The organism is Paenibacillus antarcticus, assembly GCF_001637225.1.
GTDB classification, from domain to species: domain Bacteria; phylum Bacillota; class Bacilli; order Paenibacillales; family Paenibacillaceae; genus Paenibacillus_AQ; species Paenibacillus_AQ antarcticus.
In genome coordinates this window covers 250,935-274,189 of the sequence record NZ_LVJI01000014.1, presented here as the reverse complement: position 1 = coordinate 274,189, position 23,255 = coordinate 250,935, and the positions used below count along the sequence as shown (strand labels likewise).

29 protein-coding genes are annotated in these 23,255 nt (G+C 40.7%); all 29 read left to right on the top strand.

Annotation, left to right across the window (positions count from 1 at the left end):
- The first annotated feature begins 40 nt into the window (after positions 1-40).
- The 29 genes from PBAT_RS09740 (at position 41) to trpC (ending at position 23,254) form a co-directional block, all read left to right on the top strand.
- Positions 41-316: a stage VI sporulation protein F gene (locus tag PBAT_RS09740; protein WP_068648965.1), complete on the top strand. Its 276-nt coding sequence runs from the start codon at positions 41-43 to the stop codon at positions 314-316.
- Positions 317-521: 205 nt separating this feature from the next.
- Positions 522-701 carry a DUF2768 family protein gene (locus PBAT_RS09735; protein WP_068649079.1) on the top strand — a complete coding sequence of 60 codons (180 nt, stop codon included), beginning with the start codon at positions 522-524 and terminating at the stop codon, positions 699-701.
- Positions 702-748: 47 nt separating this feature from the next.
- Positions 749-1,051: a 2Fe-2S iron-sulfur cluster-binding protein gene (locus tag PBAT_RS09730; RefSeq protein WP_068648963.1), complete on the top strand. Its 303-nt coding sequence runs from the start codon at positions 749-751 to the stop codon at positions 1,049-1,051.
- Between the two features lie 136 nt (positions 1,052-1,187).
- A complete protein-coding gene (locus PBAT_RS09725; RefSeq protein WP_246168267.1) occupies positions 1,188-1,706 on the top strand; it encodes a hypothetical protein in 519 nt (172 codons plus the stop codon).
- Positions 1,707-1,724: 18 nt separating this feature from the next.
- The gene (locus tag PBAT_RS09720) at positions 1,725-2,084 is read left to right on the top strand and encodes a 2Fe-2S iron-sulfur cluster-binding protein (RefSeq protein ID WP_068648959.1); all 360 of its coding nucleotides are present in this window, start codon (positions 1,725-1,727) and stop codon (positions 2,082-2,084) included.
- 46 nt (positions 2,085-2,130) lie between these two features.
- Positions 2,131-2,850, top strand: a complete 720-nt coding sequence (locus tag PBAT_RS09715) for a hypothetical protein (RefSeq protein WP_068648957.1) — start codon at positions 2,131-2,133, stop codon at positions 2,848-2,850.
- A gap of 198 nt (positions 2,851-3,048) precedes the next feature.
- Positions 3,049-3,204, top strand: coding sequence for a hypothetical protein (locus PBAT_RS25240; RefSeq protein WP_157091312.1), 156 nt, complete (start codon positions 3,049-3,051; stop codon positions 3,202-3,204).
- 41 nt (positions 3,205-3,245) lie between these two features.
- Positions 3,246-4,724 (top strand): stage IV sporulation protein A, encoded by a 1,479-nt coding sequence (spoIVA, locus tag PBAT_RS09710; RefSeq protein ID WP_068598455.1) that lies wholly within the window; start codon positions 3,246-3,248, stop codon positions 4,722-4,724.
- Positions 4,725-4,936: 212 nt separating this feature from the next.
- Complete coding sequence (locus PBAT_RS09705; RefSeq protein WP_420848748.1) at positions 4,937-6,007, top strand: sugar ABC transporter substrate-binding protein; 1,071 nt, start codon at positions 4,937-4,939, stop codon at positions 6,005-6,007.
- Positions 6,008-6,033: 26 nt separating this feature from the next.
- A complete protein-coding gene (locus PBAT_RS09700) occupies positions 6,034-7,557 on the top strand; it encodes a sugar ABC transporter ATP-binding protein (RefSeq protein ID WP_068648953.1) in 1,524 nt (507 codons plus the stop codon).
- Complete coding sequence (locus PBAT_RS09695) at positions 7,547-8,533, top strand: ABC transporter permease (RefSeq protein WP_068648951.1); 987 nt, start codon at positions 7,547-7,549, stop codon at positions 8,531-8,533. Before PBAT_RS09700 ends, PBAT_RS09695 begins: the two co-directional genes overlap by 11 nt.
- A 172-nt stretch (positions 8,534-8,705) precedes the next feature.
- Positions 8,706-8,978, top strand: a complete 273-nt coding sequence (locus tag PBAT_RS09690) for an HU family DNA-binding protein (protein ID WP_068590179.1) — start codon at positions 8,706-8,708, stop codon at positions 8,976-8,978.
- A 109-nt stretch (positions 8,979-9,087) separates the two neighbouring features.
- Positions 9,088-9,312, top strand: coding sequence for a trp RNA-binding attenuation protein MtrB (mtrB, locus tag PBAT_RS09685; protein ID WP_068530390.1), 225 nt, complete (start codon positions 9,088-9,090; stop codon positions 9,310-9,312).
- A 78-nt stretch (positions 9,313-9,390) separates the two neighbouring features.
- Positions 9,391-9,930, top strand: coding sequence for a hypothetical protein (locus PBAT_RS09680; protein WP_068648949.1), 540 nt, complete (start codon positions 9,391-9,393; stop codon positions 9,928-9,930).
- A gap of 113 nt (positions 9,931-10,043) precedes the next feature.
- On the top strand, positions 10,044-10,913 hold the full coding sequence (locus tag PBAT_RS09675) for a heptaprenyl diphosphate synthase component 1 (protein ID WP_068648947.1): 870 nt from the start codon (positions 10,044-10,046) through the stop codon (positions 10,911-10,913).
- Between the two features lie 10 nt (positions 10,914-10,923).
- Complete coding sequence (locus tag PBAT_RS09670; RefSeq protein ID WP_068648945.1) at positions 10,924-11,682, top strand: demethylmenaquinone methyltransferase; 759 nt, start codon at positions 10,924-10,926, stop codon at positions 11,680-11,682.
- Between the two features lies 1 nt (position 11,683).
- Complete coding sequence (locus tag PBAT_RS09665) at positions 11,684-12,556, top strand: UbiA-like polyprenyltransferase (protein ID WP_068648943.1); 873 nt, start codon at positions 11,684-11,686, stop codon at positions 12,554-12,556.
- The gene (locus PBAT_RS09660; protein ID WP_068648941.1) at positions 12,553-13,158 is read left to right on the top strand and encodes a UbiX family flavin prenyltransferase; all 606 of its coding nucleotides are present in this window, start codon (positions 12,553-12,555) and stop codon (positions 13,156-13,158) included. Before PBAT_RS09665 ends, PBAT_RS09660 begins: the two co-directional genes overlap by 4 nt.
- A gap of 2 nt (positions 13,159-13,160) precedes the next feature.
- A complete protein-coding gene (locus PBAT_RS09655) occupies positions 13,161-14,027 on the top strand; it encodes a menaquinone biosynthetic enzyme MqnA/MqnD family protein (RefSeq protein ID WP_068648940.1) in 867 nt (288 codons plus the stop codon).
- Positions 14,024-14,995, top strand: a complete 972-nt coding sequence (locus tag PBAT_RS09650; RefSeq protein WP_068648938.1) for a polyprenyl synthetase family protein — start codon at positions 14,024-14,026, stop codon at positions 14,993-14,995. Before PBAT_RS09655 ends, PBAT_RS09650 begins: the two co-directional genes overlap by 4 nt.
- Positions 14,996-15,091: 96 nt before the next feature.
- Complete coding sequence (gene ndk, locus PBAT_RS09645) at positions 15,092-15,535, top strand: nucleoside-diphosphate kinase (RefSeq protein WP_068648935.1); 444 nt, start codon at positions 15,092-15,094, stop codon at positions 15,533-15,535.
- The gene (locus PBAT_RS09640) at positions 15,526-16,359 is read left to right on the top strand and encodes a CheR family methyltransferase (protein WP_068648933.1); all 834 of its coding nucleotides are present in this window, start codon (positions 15,526-15,528) and stop codon (positions 16,357-16,359) included. Before ndk ends, PBAT_RS09640 begins: the two co-directional genes overlap by 10 nt.
- A 90-nt stretch (positions 16,360-16,449) precedes the next feature.
- A complete protein-coding gene (locus tag PBAT_RS25565; protein ID WP_169810098.1) occupies positions 16,450-16,614 on the top strand; it encodes a hypothetical protein in 165 nt (54 codons plus the stop codon).
- 178 nt (positions 16,615-16,792) lie between these two features.
- Positions 16,793-17,962, top strand: a complete 1,170-nt coding sequence (gene aroC, locus PBAT_RS09635) for a chorismate synthase (RefSeq protein WP_068648931.1) — start codon at positions 16,793-16,795, stop codon at positions 17,960-17,962.
- A 2-nt stretch (positions 17,963-17,964) separates the two neighbouring features.
- Positions 17,965-19,071, top strand: a complete 1,107-nt coding sequence (gene aroB / locus PBAT_RS09630; protein WP_068648929.1) for a 3-dehydroquinate synthase — start codon at positions 17,965-17,967, stop codon at positions 19,069-19,071.
- Positions 19,064-19,438: a chorismate mutase gene (gene aroH, locus PBAT_RS09625; RefSeq protein WP_068648926.1), complete on the top strand. Its 375-nt coding sequence runs from the start codon at positions 19,064-19,066 to the stop codon at positions 19,436-19,438. Before aroB ends, aroH begins: the two co-directional genes overlap by 8 nt.
- 294 nt (positions 19,439-19,732) lie before the next feature.
- Positions 19,733-21,286, top strand: a complete 1,554-nt coding sequence (gene trpE, locus PBAT_RS09620) for an anthranilate synthase component I (protein ID WP_068648924.1) — start codon at positions 19,733-19,735, stop codon at positions 21,284-21,286.
- A 143-nt stretch (positions 21,287-21,429) separates the two neighbouring features.
- Entirely contained in the window at positions 21,430-22,455 is a 1,026-nt protein-coding gene (trpD, locus tag PBAT_RS09615; protein ID WP_420848750.1) for an anthranilate phosphoribosyltransferase, read from the top strand.
- Positions 22,445-23,254 (top strand): indole-3-glycerol phosphate synthase TrpC, encoded by an 810-nt coding sequence (trpC, locus tag PBAT_RS09610; protein WP_068648922.1) that lies wholly within the window; start codon positions 22,445-22,447, stop codon positions 23,252-23,254. Before trpD ends, trpC begins: the two co-directional genes overlap by 11 nt.
- Position 23,255: the final 1 nt, after the last annotated feature.

Below are 23,255 nucleotides of genomic sequence, written 5' to 3'. Positions count from 1 at the left end.
ATATTATATTGTGAGGATATTGCCGGAGGAGGGATAACATTTGAGCAAGAATATACCCAAAGATGCACTGAATGCTATTAACAAAAAAACAGGTAAAAATATTACTGAAAGTGCAGTTAAGAAGCTTGCAAGTACCGTCAAACCGACGACTATGCAGAATGAGGATCAGTTGCGTCAATTGATCAAGCAAGTCTCTGCCATGGCGAATGTACCTGTTAGTGAAAATACGATAAAGGATATTGTGAATGCTGTTAAGAAAAGTGGCATGAATTCCCAAAGTATGGAAACTTTAATGCAAATGATGATGAAGAAATAGATTTATCAAGAAAGATTGAACTAAGGCGAGAGCAGAATACTTTAGTTCAATATTTCTAAGTTTTATTATATGAAGACTATACTATAGGACATGACATATTGTAGCCGTAGGCTGCAGGATGTTCTGCCCTTTTTTTGCGAATTGGGACAAGTTTCATGTTATAATAACGAAATATGACCTTAGTGAGAATGGAGTTTTTAATGATATGGATCCAATGACAAAGATGTGGGTATCTCTCGTCGGAATATTATTGATGGGACTTTCTGTTTTTTTAATTACATATGCGCGTAGTAAGACCAAGGGAATACTAAGAGGACTGTTGTCTATTATTGCTTTTGGATTTATGTTAGTTGGTTTCCTAGGTGGCGTAGTCTCCCTGATTTAGCACTGAAATTATAATAATCATACAGGATTAGGTTGGTGAAATTTGTGATGGCATCATCTGTACAACTTATGGGAAGAACAGTAACAAAAAGTGTAGAACCGAAACTGGGTTCAACTATACTCCAACATGCTATTGAGCATGCTGTTGATTGGCAGCATATGTGTACGCGTGGGACGTGTGCTCGTTGTCGTTGTATCATTGAAGAAGGTGCTGAACACTTGGAGGCGCCGACAAAGGCAGAGCATGCGCGTCTTGATCCAGAAGAAATGGAAGAAGGATACCGATTAGGGTGCCAAGCTCTAGTGAAAACTTCAGGTCAGATTACAGCTCGGAATAAAACATATTTCTAAAATAGTAGTAGTATTCGAACAAGGGAAGTGACAAACGATGCATCATCTCATAACCGAAATGCAGTGTGCACTACAAATGGCTGCTAGATGCTTGAATTCAACCAATCGAGTCTGGTTGGTCGGGGGGAGCTGCAGCTTGCTACTGCAGGGAGTGGAAGTTCTCAGTCCTCCACGGGATATTGATTTGTATGCTGATATGAATTCAGTACAAATGCTACACACCGCGATGGAAGAATGGTCTACAGATAAGCAAGTGCTAAACAAAAGTGGACTATATTCGTCCATACTTAGTCATTATGATATAAACGATACTCAGATTGAGTTGGTAGGCGATTTTAGAATCACTGCGAAAGGATCCCAGTATAAGGTTGAAGTGGAAGGTAAGCTTCATCCTCATGCTTCTGAGATCGAACTTGAGGGTATTCCAATGGGATTAATGCCTCTTAGCCACGAGCTTTTATTTAATTTACTAAGGGACCGCAAAGATAGATATGAAGCGATAGCTACAGTTATCCGGCAGGAACCAGGTCGCCATGTACCGTTATTAGTACAATTGTTAGACACTAACAGGTTAGAAGTTAACCATATTCGGCAGATCGCCACATTATTGGAGCTTCCCAGTATACTGCAATATGTTGCTTATGATCGTAATTGAGCATAGGAGGTGATTGTAGTGGATCATACTATAACGTTTAAACCAGTAGGTAAACATATTAAAGTCAGACACGGTACAAGCGTACTGAATGCAGCTCGCAATTGTGGAGTACATATTCCAACACGATGTGGAGGTAAGGCAGGCTGTTTGATGTGTAAGATAGAAGTGAGCGAACAACATTCATTAGCTCTATCTCCGATTTACGATGTAGAGAGACGTAAGTTAGGCTCATTGGTGAATGAAGGGATTCGTCTATCTTGTCAATCGTTGATACAAGGTGATGTCGAAGTGAACATTCCCGAAGATCGACTAAAAGCTGCAATCCGTAAACAACTTGAAGCTGCAAGAAACAAGGATTTTGAAGATGAACTATGGTGATTTATAATCCTTAAATATAAATTTTCTGAAAGGATGATGTGGGTTAATGAAAACTAGAATAGTATCTTTATTAATGATGGTTATATTGCTAATGTCGGTAACGACGGGCTGTTTATACCCTGAGGATAACATTTCACCTAGAGTTTCGTATCGCGAAAGTGTAAATCGGATTCAATTGGCCGTTGATGATTTTCAGAAAGAAAATGGCGTGTTACCTATTATAAATGCCGATCAAGATACACCACGTTATGAGAAATTCAGAGTGGACTTAGTTAAATTGAAAACGTTGGGATTTATGGATGATATTCCGAGTACTGCGTTTGAAAAGGGCGGAAGCGGTTATTTTCTAATTCAAAATGAAGAGACTGATCCAACCATTAAGGTCATGGACCTAGTAGCGGTACAAAAGGTGAATGATGTTCAACAAGCTGTGGATAAGTATAAGCGAGAACACGATGATCAATTGCTTTATTCGCAAGAATTATATCCTAATATCTATACTGTAGATCTTGCGAAGGCTGGTGTTCCATCAATAAAGCTTAGTAGTGTATATTCTGATGAGGAGATGGCCTTCCTCATAGATAACAATGGACAAGTCTATGTCGATTATGCATTTGATATTATGCAAGCGATTGATAAATCGGATCATAAGCCGAAGGATGAAGAGGATTTGAGAGAATATCTTCTAAATAATTCGTATTATGTTCCAGTCAAATCACTACCTTATAAGTGGATAAATGGAGCACCTGTTGCGATTAAACCCTAGTGATTAATTGAAAGATGTTTTTAATGGACTTTTAAGTAGACCCGTCTTTGGAGGGGTCTTTTTTTTATTTGTGTAACGAAGTTCAGTCATAACACGAACCGCCATCGCATATAACTGATTGGGATGGAGAAGTGAGTGGAAATATTGTTGTCCATATTTTTAAAATACCCGTCATATTGTTTTGTTAAGGTACATAATATGATACTAGTCCAAATGCCCGAACGAGTAACGTCGCTTTGCCGTTCTGAAGCAAATTCTTATACGACCGGCGGCGGACTACTAACGACATGGAAAGGCTGCTCATCCGTTGCTATGGTTGAGGCCTCAGATGGAACACGAAGCGGATGCTCTTAAAAGCATTTTTCCTTCGGAGTATTATGAGGAGGGGATCTCTCTTGGAAAAGGTAGATATTTTTAAGGATATTGCCGAGCGAACAGGTGGTGATATATACCTGGGTGTCGTCGGTGCGGTTCGCACAGGAAAATCAACATTTATCAAAAGATTTATGGAAACGATTGTACTTCCGAACATCTCTAATGAAGCAGATCGAATTCGGGCAGTAGATGAACTTCCACAGAGTGCTGCAGGAAAAACAATCATGACTACCGAACCCAAGTTTGTACCAAACAATGCGGTGCAGATTAATGTGGCTGAGGGCTTGGAAGTGAATGTTCGTCTTGTGGATTGTGTGGGATACGCTGTAGAAGGCGCCAAAGGCTACGAAGATGAGAATGGTCCACGTATGATCTCCACACCTTGGTTCGAAGAACCGATTCCATTCCAGGAAGCGGCTGAGATCGGAACAAGAAAGGTTATTCAGGAGCATTCAACATTGGGTGTAGTCGTGACAACGGATGGATCTATTTCAGAAATTGCGAGAAGTTCATATGTAGAGGCAGAGGAAAGGGTCATTGCAGAATTAAAAGAAGTGGGCAAACCCTTTGTCCTCGTCATTAACTCGACACGTCCTCGCAGTGAAGAGGTACTTCAATTGCGTAGTGAACTAGCAGCGAAATATGATATTCCAGTAATGTCTCTGAGTGCTGCTACTATGACAGAAGATGATGTTACAGGTGTATTACGTGAAGTTCTTTATGAATTCCCAGTTCATGAAGTGAATGTGAACCTTCCGAGTTGGGTTATGGTGTTGAATGAGAAACATTGGTTACGTACGAATTACGAGAATTCAGTCCGTGATACAGTGAAGGATATTCGTCGACTACGTGATGTGGACCGTGTGGTATCTCAGTTTATGGATTATGAATTCATTGACAGAGCTGCTCTTAGCGGAATGAATATGGGTCAAGGTGTTGCTGAAATTGACCTTTTTGCGCCAGATGAGATGTATGATCAGATTCTAATGGAAGTTGTTGGTGTAGAGATCCGAGGTAAAGATCATTTACTGCAATTAATGCAGGATTTCTCCCATGCAAAACGTGAATATGATCGATTTGCTGAAGCGTTAGAAATGGTTAAGACGACTGGATATGGAATTGCGGCGCCTTCTCTTGCTGAAATGACGCTCGATGAACCAGAATTGATCCGTCAAGGATCTAGATTTGGTGTCCGTCTGAAAGCGACTGCACCGTCGATCCATATGATACGTGTAGATGTTGAGTCTGAGTTCTCACCAATTATTGGGACTGAAAAACAGAGTGAAGAACTTGTTCGCTACCTCATCCAAGACTTCGAGAATGATCCGATAAAGATCTGGGATTCAGATATCTTTGGTCGCTCGCTCCATTCCATTGTGCGTGAGGGTATTCAAGGCAAAATTGCGATGATGCCAGACAATGCTAGATATAAGCTACAAGAAACATTAGGAAGAATTATTAATGAAGGATCGGGTGGATTAATTGCCATCATTCTATAACTAAAGTATTCATCCTTTTGTGGAAAAAACCGTAAGCAGGATTAACTCCCTGTTTATGGTTTTTTTGTATTGGAATGCTTATAAAAATACATATTTGTGTATATATTTTGATTATTTATATAAAACCGATTTACATACTCGGAATTAAGATTTATATTATAGAAAGAGTCTATATTAAATATCACAAACAGTTTCGAAAGGGGAAATAAATGATGGTTTTCAAATGGAGAAAAAAACAATTAGTACTGGTTACGCTTCTTATCGTATTCGCAATGATTGCTAGTGCTTGTGGATCCAATGCAGCAAGTTCAGGGGATGAAAAAGGTGGTTCCGTTGATAAGCCTTTGAATGGTAAACGTATTGCACTCATTATGGAATTTAATACAGGAACTTTTTCGCAACAATATGTACAGGGAGTTACTGAAGAAGTTGAGAGGTTTGGCGGACAGTTGACCAAATTTGTAGCGAATAATGATAAGGCCAAAATGGCTTCTCTTCTAGAATCAGCTGTCACTCAAAAATTTGACGCGATCTTAACAGATCATGGAGACGCAGATATTCTCCAAGCTGGAATTAAGAAGGCATTAGCACAAAATATTTCTGTTGTTGTATTTGACGCCGTTGTTAAGGAGCCTGGCGTAACGGTACTTTCTCAGGACGATCAACAAATGGCAAAGCTCACATTGGATCAATTGAAGAAGGATATTGGGGGCAAAGGAAATATCGTTAAAGTGTGGGTTGCTGGGTTTGCACCTATGGAGCGTCGTCAAATCTCTTATGCCAAGTTCATTGGTGAGAATCCGGATATTAAAGAAATTGCATCTTTCGGAAATGCACAGAACCCGGCTCTAGATACACAGACTCAGATGGAAGCAATCTTGAAGCAATATCCAAAAGGCGAGATATCCGCAGTATGGGCAGCATGGGATGAATTTGCAAAAGGTGCATCACGTGCGATTCAACAAGCAGGACGGACAGAGATCAAAGTATATGGGATAGATATGAGCGATGAAGATTTACAGATGATACAAGATCCTAATAATCCTTGGGTTGCATCTGCTGCTGTAGATCCGAAAGATATTGGACGAATTCAAGTTAGATATGCTTATCAAAAATTACATGGGGATAAGGCGGAGGATGAAGTTGTTTTGAGTCCGGTCTATGTATCAAGAGAACACTTGCCAACAGAGCAAATATCAACAACGGAGCTCTCTAAGTATGTTAAGGAATGGGGGAATAGCAAACAAGGGTTTCAAGATTGGATGAATGAATATAGCAAATAACATACGATAGGGTTAGGAGTGACAACATGACGGTATCACCTTTCCTCCTTGAAATGAAGGGAATCAATAAGCATTTTGCTGGCGTACCTGCTCTGGAATCGGTTAATTTCGCAGTAAGTGGTGGACAAATTCATGGGCTTCTGGGAGCGAATGGTGCAGGGAAAAGTACACTAATGAAAATACTATCTGGAGCTTATCTTCCTGATGATGGTACGATTCTGGGCAATGGTAGACTATTTCAGTGGGGTTCACCAGCTGATGCCAAAGCTAGCGGTATTCATTGTGTTTATCAAGAGGTAGACGCAGCACTTGTACCACAACTTACTGTGGCAGAGAATGTCATGTTAGATCGACTAGCTGCGCCAGAATCAAATGTGTGGATCAGGCCAAATGAAATGATAGCTATATCAGAACAAATACTTTCGCGGCTTGGTGTAGAAATCAATGTACGACAGAGAGTGGGAGATCTGAGCTTAGCCGAGAAACAAATGGTGTTATTAGCACGAATCTTGGCTCAGGATGCAAAGTTGATCATTTTTGATGAACCAACAGCACCGTTAAGTCATAGTGAAACGGAAGTTTTCTTTCGTATTCTGCATGCGCTCAAAGAGAGTGGCGTTGCCTGTGTTTTTATCACGCATCGGTTGTCGGAGGTTTTGTCCCATTGTGATGTTGTTACTGTGATGAGAGATGGGCGTAATGTATATACATGCTCTACATCAGATACAGATACAGACCTGATTATTGAGCATATGCTCGGCAGAACATTTACAGAGGAATTTCCAAAAGTAGAAGCTCCGATTGGAGATATTATATTAGAGGTGAAAGATCTTCGGAAGGGTACAAAGGTACGCTCGGTTGATTTAAAAGTCAGGAGCGGGGAAATTGTTGTTGTCATTGGATTGGTAGGAGCGGGAAAGACAGAAACATCCCGTTTAATAACAGGGGCAGATCAAATAGAAGCTGGCAAGATCCATATCCATGGAAAGTCAATATCTATGAAAGAACCTGCTGATGCAATCAAATATGGCATTGTATCTGTACCTGAGGAACGCCGTAAGGAAGGTATATTTATACATGATTCCGTCGACCACAATCTTAGCTTACCAAGTCTAAGTAAGCTTAGTAATATGGGTCTTATATCCAATAAAAAAGAAAAAAGTCTTGGGACTCGGGTTGTTGAGCAGCTTGGGATTAAGACTACTTCGGGTAAACAATTAGTTCAACATTTAAGTGGGGGTAATCAGCAGAAAGTTGCGATAGGCAAATGGCTTGAAAGTGATGCAAGCATATTTGTATTTGATGAACCTACCAAAGGCGTAGATATCGGAGCGAAAAGTGATATCTTTCAAATCATTGGAACGTTAGCCTCTCAAGGAAAAGGAATCCTGTATTTCACATGTGAATTATCAGAAGGCATTGGGATTGGTGACCGGATTGCCGTAATGTGTGATGGTGAAATCACCAAAGAATTCAAGCGTGGGGAGGCTACGCCTGAGAAGCTCCTTTATTATGCTAGCGGAGGTGGGAAGGTAGGATATGAAAGATAAATTAATGAATTTGGCGTTTCGTTATGGTGCAGTCGTAGTAATTACAGGCGTTATCGCATTCTTTTCCTTCAAACTGCCCTATTTCTTTACCTATAGTAATTTAGCAGACATTCTGGGTTCGATTACAATCGTTACCTTTGTGGCGATCGGTGTAACGCTATCCCTTATTGTGGATGGATTTGATCTATCGGTAGGTTCAACAGTATCCATTACAACGGTTGTCTCGGCCTCTCTTATGATTTGGTATGAGCAACCGTTAGTCGTGGTAATTGTAGTATCATTATTGGTAGGAGCGATCATAGGCTTGCTAAATGCGCTACTCATTGTTAAGCTAAGAATCCCAGATCTGTTAGCTACATTAGCTGTGATGTACATCGTTAGTGGTATACATAAAACGTATACACAAGGGTACACCCTTTATAACCATATGGAATTTCCGGATGGGACGAAGGCACCTGGGGAAATGAATGCTACTTTTCTATGGTTGGGGCAAGGGAAATTACTAGGTATTCCATTTTCGGCTATTTTGTTGCTAATTGCAGTGGTATTTGTTCATATATTTTTAACTCGAACCAAGTATGGTAGACAAATGTATGTCACGGGTGGAAACGCAGAAGCAGCGCGACTATCCGGTATTAGAGTAAATAGAGTTAGAACATTAGCTTATGTTGTCTCAGGATTGTTTGCTTCGATCGGTGGTATTCTATTTGCTTCTCGTGTGGGTTCTGGACAGATTGATGCAGGGGCACCCCTATTAATGGAAGCTGTAGCTGCTGTTTTTGTAGGATTCTCTGTACTGGGAGCGGGTAAACCTAATGTCATAGGGACGTTCGTAGGGTCTATTTTAATCGGTGTACTAGTCAACGGGTTAACGATGATGAATTTGCAGTATTTTACACATGATATTGTAAAAGGTGTAGTTCTTGTACTTGCATTAGCGATCACTTTTTACGTTTTAAACCGCTCCAAGACCTAAAACGCTTGATATTATGGGTGCACTGTATTACTATAAATTTGTTCCGCGCTCACTGTTCTATGTAGAAATGGGCGATTATGTCTGTAAAAAGCTATTTTAAAGTATATTTTGCGACAAAACGGAAACAAAGAATAACATTCGATCTCATTTCTGAATGAGGAGGTGAAATGATATGAATAAATCGGAACTGATTTCCCAAGTAGCTGAAACATCGGAATTGTCCAAGAAGGACGCTACAAAAGCAGTTGATGCTGTATTTGAAGCTATTGCTTCTGCACTACAAAGTGGTGATAAAGTGCAATTGGTAGGATTTGGTAACTTCGAAGTTCGTGAACGTTCTGCTCGTAAAGGACGTAATCCACAAACAGGTGAAGAAATCGAAATCGCTGCTAGCAAAATTCCTGCGTTCAAACCAGGAAAAGCGCTTAAAGACGGAATTAAATAAGATGTCTACAAAATCCATAGAACAAGTATCATTTTTAAAAAAGAGGTCCGTGACGTTTGTTCACGGCCTTTTCTTTTCTATAAACTCATAGATGGGAGGGATACCACTCGTGGAGAACAATAAAGATGATGATTATATCGTTGTAAAAGCAAAAGAAAATGGTGTACAGGTGATAGGGCTTACTCGTGGGCAGGATACTAAGTTTCACCATACCGAGAAATTGGATAAAGGCGAAGTGCTTATTGCCCAATTCACAAGTCATACCTCAGCTGTAAAGATTCGTGGTAAGGCAGAAGTTCTAACTAAACATGGAAAAGTTGAGAGCGAGAGTTAAAAAGCAGGCATAGCCTGCTTTTTTTAATTGTACAATGAGGTATGGAGTTTAATAGAAACGGTGAGAGGGGAACAGTTGATGAATCGATGGATTCTTATGGGATGCACAATGTTGCTATGTATAGGGGCCGTGATATTCTTACCGAAGTTATTCTCATTCCAAACCTCATTTGCGCAATTGAAAGGCGTCGTATCCGCGTTTAATCCTCATGCAAGTACGACACTTACCGATGATAATCTGGTAGATACCCTCAGTTCAGTGCCTTTTACACTACCTATCAGTCAAGTGGAATGGAAGAAATCAACGTTGTCGTTGGATATGAAAGTATTAACAGCAGAAAGTACGATTACAGATATTTATGAAAATATGGCAGAAGCCATTTCGTTTAGTTTTGAGAATACACCCAATGTGAATCGACTGATGTTGAGAATTATTGCAGAAGATAGATGGGTGAAGACACGTCATTTGCTGTTGGCAGCAGATGTTAGTCGGCAAGCGTGGAGTGAAGAGGCGACCATTGAACTACGAAATTATGGTGAGGAACCTCTGTCAGACCATTTGAAAGAAACATTCCGTGTGACTGAAATGAAACTATGGCTGAATCAGTTCAATAGGTGATGTTGCTTCAAAAAAGTTAGTAAAACCACAGTGCGTGCTCATTTAACATGTGCTATAATAGTCGAGATTGTGACAATATATAAGTGTTAAAGTTATCAGCTCGGAGGCTAACGATGAAATCTTACTGCATACCCCAACTTGCAAGTGGCTATATCGAGTATGACATGATTGAACAATACACGGAATTGCCGGTTTTCCCGGACGCTCGTGTCCATTTATTATATATCTTCCTAAATAGTGCTAGCCGCATAACTTTAGATCAGGCTGAACTTTATGCGCTCGTGACCTCTTTGGTTCAGATAGGGATCGACACACATGAGACCATTGACACACAGCAAGGTAGTCAGGCTGAAGGGCTTATGCGTTCTCGTCAATTGAAAGTGCTGGCTGGTGATTATTACAGTAGCATATTCTATCAGCTATTGTCCGATCGAGGACAAATTGAAGTTATCACATTATTGAGTAGAGCCATATGTGATTTGAATATGATGAAGATGAACCTGTATGGCTCAATGAAGAGCTTGCAATTATCAGCAGAACAATATTTGGTGCAAAAAGTGCAGCTGAATATGCAGCTGTTTATTTCTTTTACGCCGATGTTAGAAGAGCCATTAAGGGATCTATGGAAGTCTCTCCTTCATGAGATCAGTCTATGCGAAATCGTCATGCAAGAACTTAATCTTACACAAGAGGGTCAGCCTTTAAAATATGGATATATTTATTGGGAAATGATGGAGCTTGCGAGCGTCGAAGACAAGCTAACGTTGAACGAAATAGAGATAGACCCTATTGAATGGAAAAAAATGATACATCAATATAAACCGATGGAACACATGACAAATCGTCTTCGTGAATCTGTTGATCGTATTCAACACCTCCTTAAAAGTCTAAAAGGAGATGTGAGATTCTTAGGTATTGGACAAGTAGTAGAACCATTTCAACTATTTGTGAATTCTTTTGGTACAGTTCTAAGAGAGGGATAGGGTGATATGAATGGTGCGGAATGCGACACAGCAACAAGGTGATCAGACCAATACAGTTAGCAAAGATAAGCCAAAGGAACAATTCGTACAATCTGTATTTGAGAGTGTTGCAACGAAATATGATCTTATGAATGATATTCTTAGCTTTCGCAGGCATAAAGCTTGGCGCAAATTTACGATGGCTAAGATGAATATAAGTCAAGGACAGAATGCCCTTGACTTATGCTGTGGTACTTGTGATTGGACACTTAGTATAGCTGAGGCTAGTGGCACAGGAGACATTGTTGGACTTGATTTCAGTCCAGCTATGCTTGAAGTTGGACGAAAGAAGATTAAGAAGCATCAGCTTGAGGATATGATTACGTTAATTGAGGGTAATGCCATGAGCCTTCCATTTGAAGATCATAGGTTTGACTATGTGACGATTGGATTCGGATTACGTAATGTGCCAGATCTAGTGCAGGTGCTCCATGAAATGAAACGCGTAGTTAAGCCTGGTGGAATGGTGGTCTGTTTAGAACTATCTAAGCCAACTTGGCAGCCTTTCAAAGGGATCTACTATTTCTATTTCCAAAAGGTATTACCGAGCCTAGGTAAATTATTTGCTTCAAGATATGAGCAATACAAATGGTTACCTGATTCACTTGCAATATTCCCAGGAAGAGATGAACTAGCAGAGATTTTTCAGCAAGTAGGACTGCAACAAGTCGAAGCATATTCCTTAACCGGTGGTATTGCAGCATTACATATTGGGATTAAGGAGAACTAAGATGTTTAAGAAAATAAGTATTTATCTTGAAATGATTAAGATTGAACATACCTTATTCACACTTCCGTTTGCATTTATGGGCGCATTACTTGGATCGGTATCGGTTCATGGTGTACTTCCTTCTTGGGCTCAGATTGGCTGGATTGTGATGGCGCTGTTTGGTGCACGCAGTGCAGCATTCGGTTTAAACCGTATCATTGATCAGGTGATTGATAAGAAGAATCCACGTACGGAAAATCGTGCAATCCCAGCAGGGTTACTAAAGACGATTGAGGTTGTTGTGTTTACGATCATATCTTTCATTCTTCTATTTTGGGCAGCGATGGAGTTATCTCCTCTTGCAGTTAAGTTGTTGCCAATCGCTGTATTTATGCTTGTGATTTACTCTTACACCAAAAGATTTACATGGCTTTGTCATGTTATTCTGGGAATGACAACCTCACTTGCAGCACTAGGTGGTTGGGTAGCCGTTACGAACAGCGTAGACTTAAGCGCAATCATATTTTATATTACACTTTCATTCTGGACTGCAGGTTTTGATATTATTTATGCAATTCAAGACATGGAGTTTGATAAAAAAGAAGGCTTGTATTCTATCCCAGCTCGGTTTGGGATTTATTCATCTTTAAAGATCGCTCGTATTTTTCATGTGATCACAGCCATTGGATTTATCACACTCTTCTTTACTTCTTCACTGAGTTGGTGGTATTTCGTTGGCATGTTAATTTCGCTGGGTATTTTATTCTATGAGCATTTTATTCTTTCTCCTAACGATATGAGTAAGCTACAAATGTCCTTCTTTACGATGAACAGTGTTTTAAGTATTATTGTGTTTGTATTTACGTTTGTTGATTTGGTGGTGCAGACCACTTGAGTGAACTGAATAAGAAACAAAGATGGGTTGTTGGAATAACTGGAGCAAGTGGTTCTATATACGGCATTAGACTCATCGAAACACTTTTGACGGCTAATATAGATGTACATATGGTTATTTCAAATGCGGGATGGCGAGTGCTTCACGAGGAATTAGGTTGGAAAAGTACCGACCGCGAAGGTATTGTAAAAGAGAAGTTTGGAAGTTATCCAGGGGTATGTGTCTATCACCCTATAGCGGATATAGGAGCCTCGATTGCTAGTGGCTCTTTTCAGGTGGAAGGGATGATAATTGCTCCATGTTCGATGGGAACCTTATCATCTGTTGCACATGGTTCTTCAAGTAATTTGATGACACGTGCAGCGGACGTCATGTTAAAAGAAGGGCGTCCATTAGTATTAGTACCTCGGGAGACTCCTCTACATGCGATTCATTTGGAGAACATGTTGAAGCTTTCGAGACTTGGTGTAAAGATGATACCGGCTATGCCGGCTTTTTATTTCCAACCACAAACGATGGACGATCTAATAAACTTCGTTGTGGGTAAGGTACTTGATTCGATTCGGATTGACCATCATTTATTTAAGAGATGGGAGGGTTGATGATGGGAGTACATGGCTACAATAAGACTATCATTGGCAAAATTCAATATACAAATGCGTGGCCTATTTTTTATTACTTTAATCCTGATTCGTTATGTGAACCTACAGAAATGATCACTGCGGTACCTTCTTTGTTAAATAAAGGTATGAACGATGGCAGTATTGACATTGGAGCCTTATCTTCATTTGCCTATGGACTATCGTCAGAAAAGTTACTTTTATTACCCGATCTATCTGTTAGTGCTAATGGACCAGTACAATCCATTTTATTATTTTCACGTCAACCTATTGAGACAATATTAAATGGTACGATCGCAGTGACGAATACATCTGCAACCTCTATTAATTTACTCAAGATCTTAATGAACAAAGCGTTGAACGGAAATCCGACGTACCTTTCCATAGAACCTGATCTTAAGACGATGATGGAAGTGGCTGACGCTGCACTCTTAATTGGGGATAACGCGATAAAGGCCTCATGGGAAGATCATGGACTATATGTGACAGATCTCAGTGCATGGTGGAAAGAGTGGACAGGGTATAGTATGACCTTCGCTGTGTGGGCTGTTCATCGGGATGCTGTGGAGAACAAGCCTGAGATTATTCAGGATATTGTAAAAGCACTGCAGGCAAGTAAACACCGTAGCTTGTCAGATTTGAATCCCATTGTGGGTGAAGCGATCACAACCGTTGGTGGTACTCAGGACTATTGGATGCGATATTTTGAGAATTTATGTTATGACTTCGGGAAAGAGCAACGTCAAGGATTAGAACTTTATTTACGCTATGCTCATGAGCTTGGACTTATCCAGCACGAAGTTAAGATGGAAATGTGGGAAGAGAATACGCGAATACGGGTGAAAGAATGAAGAGACTAGACATGTTCGGATTATTGAAAAAGGATATGGATTACATAGAACAGGAACTCTATCGCAGTATTAGCGGTGATGATCTACTACATGAAACATCGCTACACCTCCTCAAAGCGGGAGGAAAGAGGCTCCGTCCTGTTTTTGTGTTGATGGGTGGCAAATTCGGAGAATATGATTTGCAGAAGCTGATGCGTGTGGCAGTTCCACTAGAACTCATTCACATGGCTTCACTCGTTCATGATGATGTTATTGATGATGCAGACACGCGGCGTGGTCAATTAACGGTTAAATCGAAATGGGATAACAAAATCGCCATGTATACAGGTGATTTCATATATGCAAAGGCATTGGAAATCGTGACGCAACTTCCTAATCCTGAGATTCATCAGATTCTATCTAAAGCGATGGTCGAGATGTCAATTGGAGAGATGGAACAGATCCGTGATTTCTTTAATACTGGACAAAGTGTACGAAGGTATATGTTGCGTATTCGTCGTAAGACAGCTTTACTGATCGCTGTGAGTTGTCAGCTTGGTGCGGTTGCCGTTGATGCGAATCCTAAGTATAGTCGTCAACTTTATCGTTATGGCTATAATGTCGGGATGGCTTTTCAAATACAGGATGATTTACTTGACCTATGTGGAACAGAGAAGCAAATTGGTAAGCCACCTGGAAGTGACATCCGTCAAGGAAACATCACATTGCCTGTTATTTATGCACTTCAGGACAAGGAAATTCGTGGTCCTCTTCTTCATGAACTGACCCGAATCCATGAATTGAATGGAGAATGTGATGTTTCTACCGCGATTTCTCTTATTAAAAAAAGTGCAGGAATTCAACGGGCCGAGGAACTGGCATCACGTTATATTAACAAGGCTTTAGATGCTTTGAGTGAACTGCCTGATTACAAAACTAAACGGAACTTGAAAGACATTGCTCACTTTGTAACGAGACGGTCATATTAAGTATTAACGAAAGCCCTATTTTTCTGTTAAACTACAGATATTGGTAAGGAAATAGGCTTGCATATGATAGATTCATTAGAAATGGAGAGTGAGCACATGGAACGTACTTTTTTGATGGTAAAACCTGATGGTGTGCAACGTGGATTAATAGGTCGTATTATTTCAAGGTTTGAGGACAAAGGATTTACGTTAGTAGCATGCAAGGTAGTTCAAGTGACTGAGAATCAAGCGAAGATTCATTATGCAGAACATGATGGAAAAGATTTCTTTCCTAATTTAGTGAATTTTATCACATCTGGTCCGGTTGTAGCGATGGTGTGGGAAGGCGACGATATCATTGCGTTGTCTCGTATCGTCAACGGGAAGACGAATGTGAATGAAGCACAACCGGGAAGCATTCGGGGAGATTTCGCAGCACATACACCGAAAAACCTGATTCATGGTTCAGATTCTCCAGAGAGCAGTAAGCGAGAGATTGCTAATTTTTTCGAAGATCATGAACTAGTGAATTACGATAAAATCATTTCGTCATGGATATGAAATCTCTAGTACTCCCAGTAAATCATAGTGAAGAGATCACAGCCACGGATCCAGATTATGCTCACTTTATTGAAATGATAAAAAAAGAGACTGGAATTGATCTCTCGCAATATAAAGAAGGCCAGATGAAGCGTCGATTGACGACACTACGTGTGAAGAATGGTTATGATTCTTTTGATTTGTTTTTTAAGGCTATGATGCAAAATAAGAACTTATTTAATGAATTTCTGGACCGAATGACCATCAATGTGTCAGAATTCTGGCGTAATCCCAATCGTTGGGAAGTGTTGAGGGATGCAATCTTACCCGAGCTACTTAATAATAATAAAGGTCGTCTTAAGGTATGGAGTGCTGCATGCTCTACAGGTGAAGAGCCGTATACATTAGCTATGATTCTTGCAGATAAAGGAATTCTAACGAATACCACACTTATGGCTACAGATATTGATAATGGCGCTTTAGAGAGGGCTCAGAAGGGTGAGTATCTCGAACGATCATTAAAGGATGTGCCTAAGGACGTAGCAGCAAGACACTTTATTTCGGAGGGTATGCATTATAACATCAATCAAGCTCTGAAGAAAGCCGTTCAATTTAAGAGGCAGAATCTACTACTGGATACCTTTGATTCTTCCTACGACCTGATTGTGTGTCGTAACGTTATGATTTACTTTACGGAAGAGGCGAAGAATAAGTTATATCGCAAATTTGCAAATAGTCTTCGTCCAGGGGGATATTTGTTCGTTGGCAGTACAGAACAGATCTTTTCACCGTCACAATATGATCTTGAATCAACAGAAACATTCTTCTATCGAAAAAAGTTATAGGTTAATCGCGCCAAAAATGTATATTATCCTTTCCTCTTCACGATACTACTATTCATAGAACATTATGGATAAGTGGGGGTTAGTATAAGCATGGATAAACGTAAGGTGATCAGAGCCTATCAACGTGGTTTCATTACCATCAAAGAATGTGGACAGATTTTAGGGTTGGAACAGGTGCAACTTAATCGATTGATACTTGATTCTTTGGATGATCATTCGAGTAGTGAACTTGAGATTCAACCGATCAATAGCTGAGTCATACCTGTGTCAAAAGCGCCGAATCCTGTGATTATGAGGACCGGCGCTTTTTTAATATGTATTGCTGAAAGCTTATAACCTTTCTTGTCAAAGTGTAAGAGCTATACTATAATAAGCAAAGATATTATCGGGTTTTAGCCATTCACAGTATGAAAGTCTAAAGGGGGAAAGCAACATGAGTTTACGCTATTTAACTGCAGGGGAGACTCACGGTCCCCAACTTACAGCAATTATTGAAGGACTACCAAGTAATCTAACCTTGGATTTCGAAGAACTTAACTTCCAATTACATCGTCGCCAAAAAGGGTATGGACGTGGAAGACGTATGCAAATTGAAAAAGATACCGCTCAAATCGTGGGCGGCGTTCGACACGGATATACGACAGGAGCTCCTGTCGCACTAGTTGTTGAGAATAAGGATTGGACGCATTGGCGCAATATTATGAATATCGAGCCAATTGAAGGAACAGATGAAGAGAAACGTCGTGTACATCGCCCTCGGCCTGGACATGCAGATCTTAATGGTGGACTTAAGTACAATTTGAAAGATTTGCGTAATGTTCTCGAACGATCTAGCGCAAGAGAAACAACCGTTCGTGTTGCATGTGGCGCGATAGCTCGCCAATTCCTTGCTGAATTCGGTATCAAGGTTGCTGGACAAGTTATCCGAATTGGTGAGATTGAAGCACCAGTACATAACTTATCGATTGATGAATTGATTGAACAGACTGAAGCTTCTTCTGTACGTGTAGTCGATGCGGAAACAGAGAAGAAGATGGAAGCCTATATTGATCAGATTAAAGAAGATGGAGATTCCATCGGTGGGATAGTTGAATGTATTGTAGAAGGCGTTCCTATCGGTCTTGGCAGTTATGTACAATATGACCGGAAGCTAGATGCTCGCATTGCTCAAGGTGTAATGTCTATTAATGCGTTTAAAGGTGTAGAGATTGGAATTGGATTCGAAGCAGGTATTCTGAGAGGTTCACAAGTGCATGATGAAATTCTATATAGCGAAGAACAAGGATATTACCGTGCGAGCAATCGTTTAGGTGGATTTGAAGGTGGTATCACGAATGGTATGCCAGTTGTCGTTCGCGGTGTTATGAAACCTATTCCGACACTATATAAACCTTTACAAAGTGTCGATATTGATACAAAAGAAGCATTTACTGCTCAAGTCGAGCGTTCAGATGCATGTGCTGTTCCAGCTGCAAGTGTTGTGATGGAACATGTCGTAGCTTGGGAAATAGCTAAGGCATTCTTAGAGAAATTCGGTGGGGATTCAATGGAAGAGATTAAGACGAATTATAACAATTATCTTTCTCAATTGGAGAAATATTAATTATGAGAACAGTGAATGTGGATTTGGGTGAGCGTTCGTATCCTATCTATATTGGATCTGGTCTTCTAAGTAATATTGGTCAATATTTCAAGGAACATGGGATATCATTGAATAGTCCGTTAATGATTGTTACAGATGATAATATAGCTCCACTCTATCTAAATTTGCTAGAACAGTTATTATTGGAGGCTGGGTATGCAACAGTCTCCAAAGTAGTCAATGCTGGTGAGACAGCTAAGTCATTATCCGTACTTGAAGAAGTCATGACGACAGCGATTAAAGGAAATCTTGATCGCAACTCAACAGTGATTGCACTGGGTGGTGGGGTCGTAGGTGATCTAGCGGGATTCGCAGCAGCTACATATATGCGAGGAATCAAGTTCGTTCAGATTCCGACGACCATTCTTGCGCATGATAGTAGCGTGGGTGGTAAAGTAGCTGTGAATCATCCTCTTGCGAAGAATATGATCGGGGCATTTCATCAACCTGAGATGGTTCTCTATGATCTAGACACTTTGCAAACGTTACCGCCACGAGATGTTGCTTCAGGTCTATCTGAAATGGTGAAACACGGCTTGATTCGAGATGGTGAATTTGCAAGATGGTGCAAAGAACATGCGAGTGAACTATTAGCCCTCGATCCTGAAGCATTAGAATATGGACTTTCTCGAGGATGCGCGATCAAAGCAGATGTTGTATCCCGGGATGAGCGAGAAAACGATTTGCGTGCGATTCTTAATTTGGGGCATACCATTGGTCATGCGATTGAGGCTGTTGCAGGCTATGGTGAATATATGCATGGTGAAGCCATTGCAATCGGTATGGCTGGATCAGCACGACTAGCCGTCCGACTTGGCCGTGATGCTAACATTTATGATGAAACGGTGAGTATGCTTCAGTCCTTACGATTGCCTGTTACGATGTCATCACATCTATCTACGGATGAGATCATGGAAGCAATGAAACACGATAAGAAATTTAGAGAAGGTCATATGCTCTTTATTATTCCAGATTCCATTGGTTCTGTTAGCATTGTGAAGGACGTACCCGAACAGCTTGTACGTGAAACGATTGATCAACTTAGAGAAGGAGGAGAGACTGATGTATAACCGCGGAATACGTGGCGCTACGAGTGTTACACAGAATGACGAGCAGGAAATACTGCAAGAGACAGTAACGCTGCTCAAAGAAATTGTCATTCGTAACGAGATTGAGCCTGAAGATATTTGTAGTGTATGGATTACTATGACCGGTGATTTGGATGCAACCTTCCCTGCTAGAGCGATTCGTCAACTAGAAGGTTGGGACTTAGTTCCACTTATGTGCTCGGTAGAAATACCTGTTCAGGGTAGCTTACCTCAATGTATCCGGTTCATGATTCAGGTGAATACGGAGAAGAGCCAACGTGAAATGAAACATGTATATTTGAATGATGCACGTAAGCTAAGACCGGATCTTTCTACAACATCGAACTAATATATTCATTCTTCGGGTTGTCAAAGGCTACTGTAATCATGTATAGTTGAGTTAGTTGAGTAGAGTACAGTTTAGTTGAGATGAGTATAGTTGAGCAGAGTCCATATGTATTTTAAATTCGGTACAGAATCACTTCTGATTCTTGATCTTATTCCTTTAGCGTTAGCTATATTAGGTTTATGATCTTTAGATGAAGAATGAGATTTGTGGCCGGACTCTTTCATATACTTCATGACCAGTAAACCTCTACTTTGTAGAGGTTTTTTGTTTAATTTAAATCAGGGAGGGATGGTCATGATGACCCCCAGTTTGGAACAGGTAATTACACTTTCAAGTCAATTTAATCTTATTCCCGTGGTAAAACGGCTATTATCTGATATGGAAACGCCGATACGTGTATTTCAGAGGTATGCTCAGCGCGATCGTGCATTTCTACTGGAAAGTGTAGAAGGTGGGGTCCAGTGGGCTAGATATTCCTTTATCGGCACAGATCCATTCCTCATGGTCTCAGGTAAACAAGGGCGAATTGTTCTTGAAAAGAATGGCGTAGAAGAGATTATGAAAGGTAAACCGGTAGAGGAACTTAAGGCGTTATTACGATCTTACCGTAGCCCTAAGCTAGAGGAGATGCCTCCATTTACAGGTGGTGCCATTGGATTCTTTGGTTATGATCTACTACAGTATTATGAGAATCTACCAGCACATGCTGTGGATGATCTCCATATGGATGATATACGTTTCATGTTCTGCGATTCCATTATCGTGTTCGATCACGTGAAGCAACAAATTCTATTAGTAGGTAATGTTCATGTTAAGGACGGAGATACCGATCTTGATATTGCTGAAGCATACGAAGCTGTGAGTCGTAAGTTAGAGACAATCGCTGAGCAGTTACAAGAACAAGGTCCACGTGAAAATGTGAATCGTCACAGCATCCCTCAGGATGTGGAACTTGGAGACATCAAGTCTAACATGACCAAAGAACAGTACATTTCAAACGTCGAGCAAGCGAAAGAATATATCCGTGCGGGAGACATCTTTCAGGTCGTGTTGTCCCAACGGTTTCATATAGAAACAGAAGTGTCACCTCTTCATGTGTACCGTGTACTTAGAACATTAAATCCTTCACCCTATATGTATTATTTGAAAATGGACGACGAGATCATCGTAGGTACGTCTCCTGAAGCACTTGTGAAGGTGAATGAAGGACGACTAGAGACTAGACCTATTGCAGGCACAAGACCTCGTGGAATGAGTGAAAGCGAAGACCGCGCCTTGGCTGAAGAATTACTGGCAGACGAGAAAGAACGCGCAGAGCATCTGATGCTGGTCGATCTTGGACGTAACGATCTGGGCAGAGTATCTAAATTTGGAACCGTTAAATGTGATTCATTTATGGAGATCGAAAAGTACTCTCACGTAATGCATATCGTCTCGAATGTAACAGGTCAGCTCGCTGAAGACAAAGATTTCTTTGATGCATTTCTATCCTGCTTACCTGCAGGAACGGTATCAGGAGCGCCTAAGCTGAGAGCGATGCAAATTATTGCAGAGTTAGAGAAAGAAGCTCGTGGAGCATATGCTGGAGCCATCGGATACTTAGGTTTCTCTGGGAATATGGACTCTTGTATCACGATTCGCACATTGATATTCCGTAAGGGCAAAGCTTATATACAAGCAGGTGCAGGAATTGTGTGGGATTCAGTTCCAGAGAAAGAGTATGAGGAAACGGTTAATAAAGCAAAAGCGTTACTAAAAGCGATTCGTACGGCAGAGTTGATGTTTCCACCAACGAAGCAAGATCACGATATGATAAATCAAGATTATTTATATGAATATACACCATAAGTTTGTATTCAAAACAACCTCTAAAAGTGTTCGAGTATTGGATAGGGGTACAGAGAGCTGAACCCATGCAAATGAATATAATGGAGATGAGTATAGTGGAGAATAGTGTAGAAAAGTTGAGTGACAAATTGAATCAAACAGAAATGATTCAATCAAGCCTATCTAATCTGATTTCAGGAAATAATCTTTCAAGATCAGAGGCTCGTCAAGTGATGCAGAGTATCATGGACGGGGTAGCAACACAGTCTCAGATTGGTGGATTATTAACCGCACTTCGAATCAAAGGTGAGACGGTTGAAGAGATTACGGGTTTTGCCGAAGCGATGCGTGGATCAGGAACTCGTATGATGACGGAAAGTGCACATTTACTAGATACATGTGGTACAGGTGGATCAGGAATTCACAAATTTAATATATCAACGACTTCAGCAATCATTTCTTCGTCAGTCTCAGTTCGTGTAGCGAAGCATGGTAACCGTTCGGCATCCGGACGTGCAGGAAGTGCAGATGTATTGGAAGCGCTGGGAGTGAATATTAACATTACAGCTGAACAAGCGAAACGGTGTTTAGATGAGATCGGGATTTGTTTCTTGTTCGCTCAAATTTACCATCCATCTATGCGACATGCAGCTGCATCACGTAAAGAGCTTGGTGTGCGAACAGTCTTTAATATGTTAGGTCCACTAACGAACCCTGCAGGAGCTGACCGTCAGCTCCTAGGCATCTATGATCGAAACATGACAGAGAAAATTGCGCATGTGCTGAATGAACTCGGTTTAAAGCGTGCTTTGGTCGTCTCAAGCTTAGATGGGTTGGACGAAATTAGTATCTCAGCCCCAACTCAAGTATCTGAATTACGTGGAGGTCAAGTAAGGACTTATGAAATCAACCCACATGATTTAGGACTTGAGATGCATCCTATTGAGAAAGTACTAGGTGGCGATGCAGCAGATAACGCCCGAATCATTCAAGGGGTTCTACAAGGAGAGAAGAGTCCGTATCGTGATGTTGTTTTAGCTAATGCAGGTGCTTGTATTTATGTATCTGGACTTTCTGAAAGTATCTTCGAAGGTGTGAAGCTGGCCGCAGACGCTATAGATAACGGTAATGCGTACGCTAAATTAAATCAATTGATTCAAATGACAGGAGAAGAGTCTTATGTATCTTGATAAAATCGTAGCAACCAAGGTAAAAGAGGTAGAGGAACTTGCAAAGAATTTTGATTTATCAACAACAGAACGAATCATTGCTAACTTACCTCCGACTAGAGGGTTTCTAAGAGCAGTATCGTCAGATCGCCATAGAGATATGGGGTTAATTGCGGAGGTCAAGAAAGCCTCGCCATCCAAAGGGTTAATTCGTCCGGACTTTAATCCTGTTGAGATCGCGCTTGCGTATGAACAAGCTGGAGCCGATTGCCTCTCTGTATTGACTGACGTAGATTATTTCCAGGGTAGCGGTGAATATTTGAAAGCCGTCCAAGCAGCAGTGAATATCCCTCTTCTTCGTAAAGATTTCATTATAGATGAACGTCAAATTTATGAGGCTCGTTTATTAGGAGCTGACGCTGTACTACTGATTGCCAGCATATTAGAGCCTGCTCAAATATCATCATTCATTAAGATAGCTTCGTCGATTGGACTAGATGCGTTAATTGAAGTTCACAATGCGCAAGAACTAGAGGGTGTATTACATTTAGATCAGGCATCGTTAATAGGGATTAACAATCGTAATTTACATACGTTTGAGACATCGCTAGAGACGACAGCCAAGCTCATTCAAATGATTCCATCAGGAATTACGATCATTAGCGAGAGTGGAATTTCAAGTACAAATGATATGGCCTTCCTTAAGCAAGCAGGTGCAAATGGTGTACTCATTGGCGAATACTTCATGCGCCAAAAGGATGTTGGTATAGCTGTAAATGAGCTAATGGGACCTCTTCATGAAATTAAAGGAAGATTATAGA

Excerpts from the sequence above, each read along its gene's own strand:
- aroC (WP_068648931.1), top strand. The coding sequence starts at position 16,793 with ATGAGTTTACGCTATTTAACTGCAGGGGAGACTCACGGTCCCCAACTT.
- PBAT_RS09675 (WP_068648947.1), top strand. The coding sequence starts at position 10,044 with ATGAAATCTTACTGCATACCCCAACTTGCAAGTGGCTATATCGAGTAT.
- PBAT_RS09680 (WP_068648949.1), top strand. The coding sequence starts at position 9,391 with ATGAATCGATGGATTCTTATGGGATGCACAATGTTGCTATGTATAGGG.
- PBAT_RS09665 (WP_068648943.1), top strand. The coding sequence starts at position 11,684 with ATGTTTAAGAAAATAAGTATTTATCTTGAAATGATTAAGATTGAACAT.
- PBAT_RS09735 (WP_068649079.1), top strand. The coding sequence starts at position 522 with ATGGATCCAATGACAAAGATGTGGGTATCTCTCGTCGGAATATTATTG.
- trpC (WP_068648922.1), top strand. The coding sequence starts at position 22,445 with ATGTATCTTGATAAAATCGTAGCAACCAAGGTAAAAGAGGTAGAGGAA.
- PBAT_RS09705 (WP_420848748.1), top strand. The coding sequence starts at position 4,937 with ATGGTTTTCAAATGGAGAAAAAAACAATTAGTACTGGTTACGCTTCTT.
- PBAT_RS09670 (WP_068648945.1), top strand. The coding sequence starts at position 10,924 with ATGGTGCGGAATGCGACACAGCAACAAGGTGATCAGACCAATACAGTT.
- trpE (WP_068648924.1), top strand. The coding sequence starts at position 19,733 with ATGATGACCCCCAGTTTGGAACAGGTAATTACACTTTCAAGTCAATTT.
- PBAT_RS09650 (WP_068648938.1), top strand. The coding sequence starts at position 14,024 with ATGAAGAGACTAGACATGTTCGGATTATTGAAAAAGGATATGGATTAC.
- PBAT_RS09730 (WP_068648963.1), top strand. The coding sequence starts at position 749 with ATGGCATCATCTGTACAACTTATGGGAAGAACAGTAACAAAAAGTGTA.
- PBAT_RS09640 (WP_068648933.1), top strand. The coding sequence starts at position 15,526 with ATGGATATGAAATCTCTAGTACTCCCAGTAAATCATAGTGAAGAGATC.
- PBAT_RS09690 (WP_068590179.1), top strand. The coding sequence starts at position 8,706 with ATGAATAAATCGGAACTGATTTCCCAAGTAGCTGAAACATCGGAATTG.
- aroB (WP_068648929.1), top strand. The coding sequence starts at position 17,965 with ATGAGAACAGTGAATGTGGATTTGGGTGAGCGTTCGTATCCTATCTAT.
- PBAT_RS09700 (WP_068648953.1), top strand. The coding sequence starts at position 6,034 with ATGACGGTATCACCTTTCCTCCTTGAAATGAAGGGAATCAATAAGCAT.
- PBAT_RS25240 (WP_157091312.1), top strand. The coding sequence starts at position 3,049 with ATGATACTAGTCCAAATGCCCGAACGAGTAACGTCGCTTTGCCGTTCT.
- PBAT_RS09695 (WP_068648951.1), top strand. The coding sequence starts at position 7,547 with ATGAAAGATAAATTAATGAATTTGGCGTTTCGTTATGGTGCAGTCGTA.
- PBAT_RS25565 (WP_169810098.1), top strand. The coding sequence starts at position 16,450 with ATGGATAAACGTAAGGTGATCAGAGCCTATCAACGTGGTTTCATTACC.
- ndk (WP_068648935.1), top strand. The coding sequence starts at position 15,092 with ATGGAACGTACTTTTTTGATGGTAAAACCTGATGGTGTGCAACGTGGA.
- trpD (WP_420848750.1), top strand. The coding sequence starts at position 21,430 with ATGATTCAATCAAGCCTATCTAATCTGATTTCAGGAAATAATCTTTCA.
- PBAT_RS09655 (WP_068648940.1), top strand. The coding sequence starts at position 13,161 with ATGGGAGTACATGGCTACAATAAGACTATCATTGGCAAAATTCAATAT.
- PBAT_RS09715 (WP_068648957.1), top strand. The coding sequence starts at position 2,131 with ATGAAAACTAGAATAGTATCTTTATTAATGATGGTTATATTGCTAATG.
- aroH (WP_068648926.1), top strand. The coding sequence starts at position 19,064 with ATGTATAACCGCGGAATACGTGGCGCTACGAGTGTTACACAGAATGAC.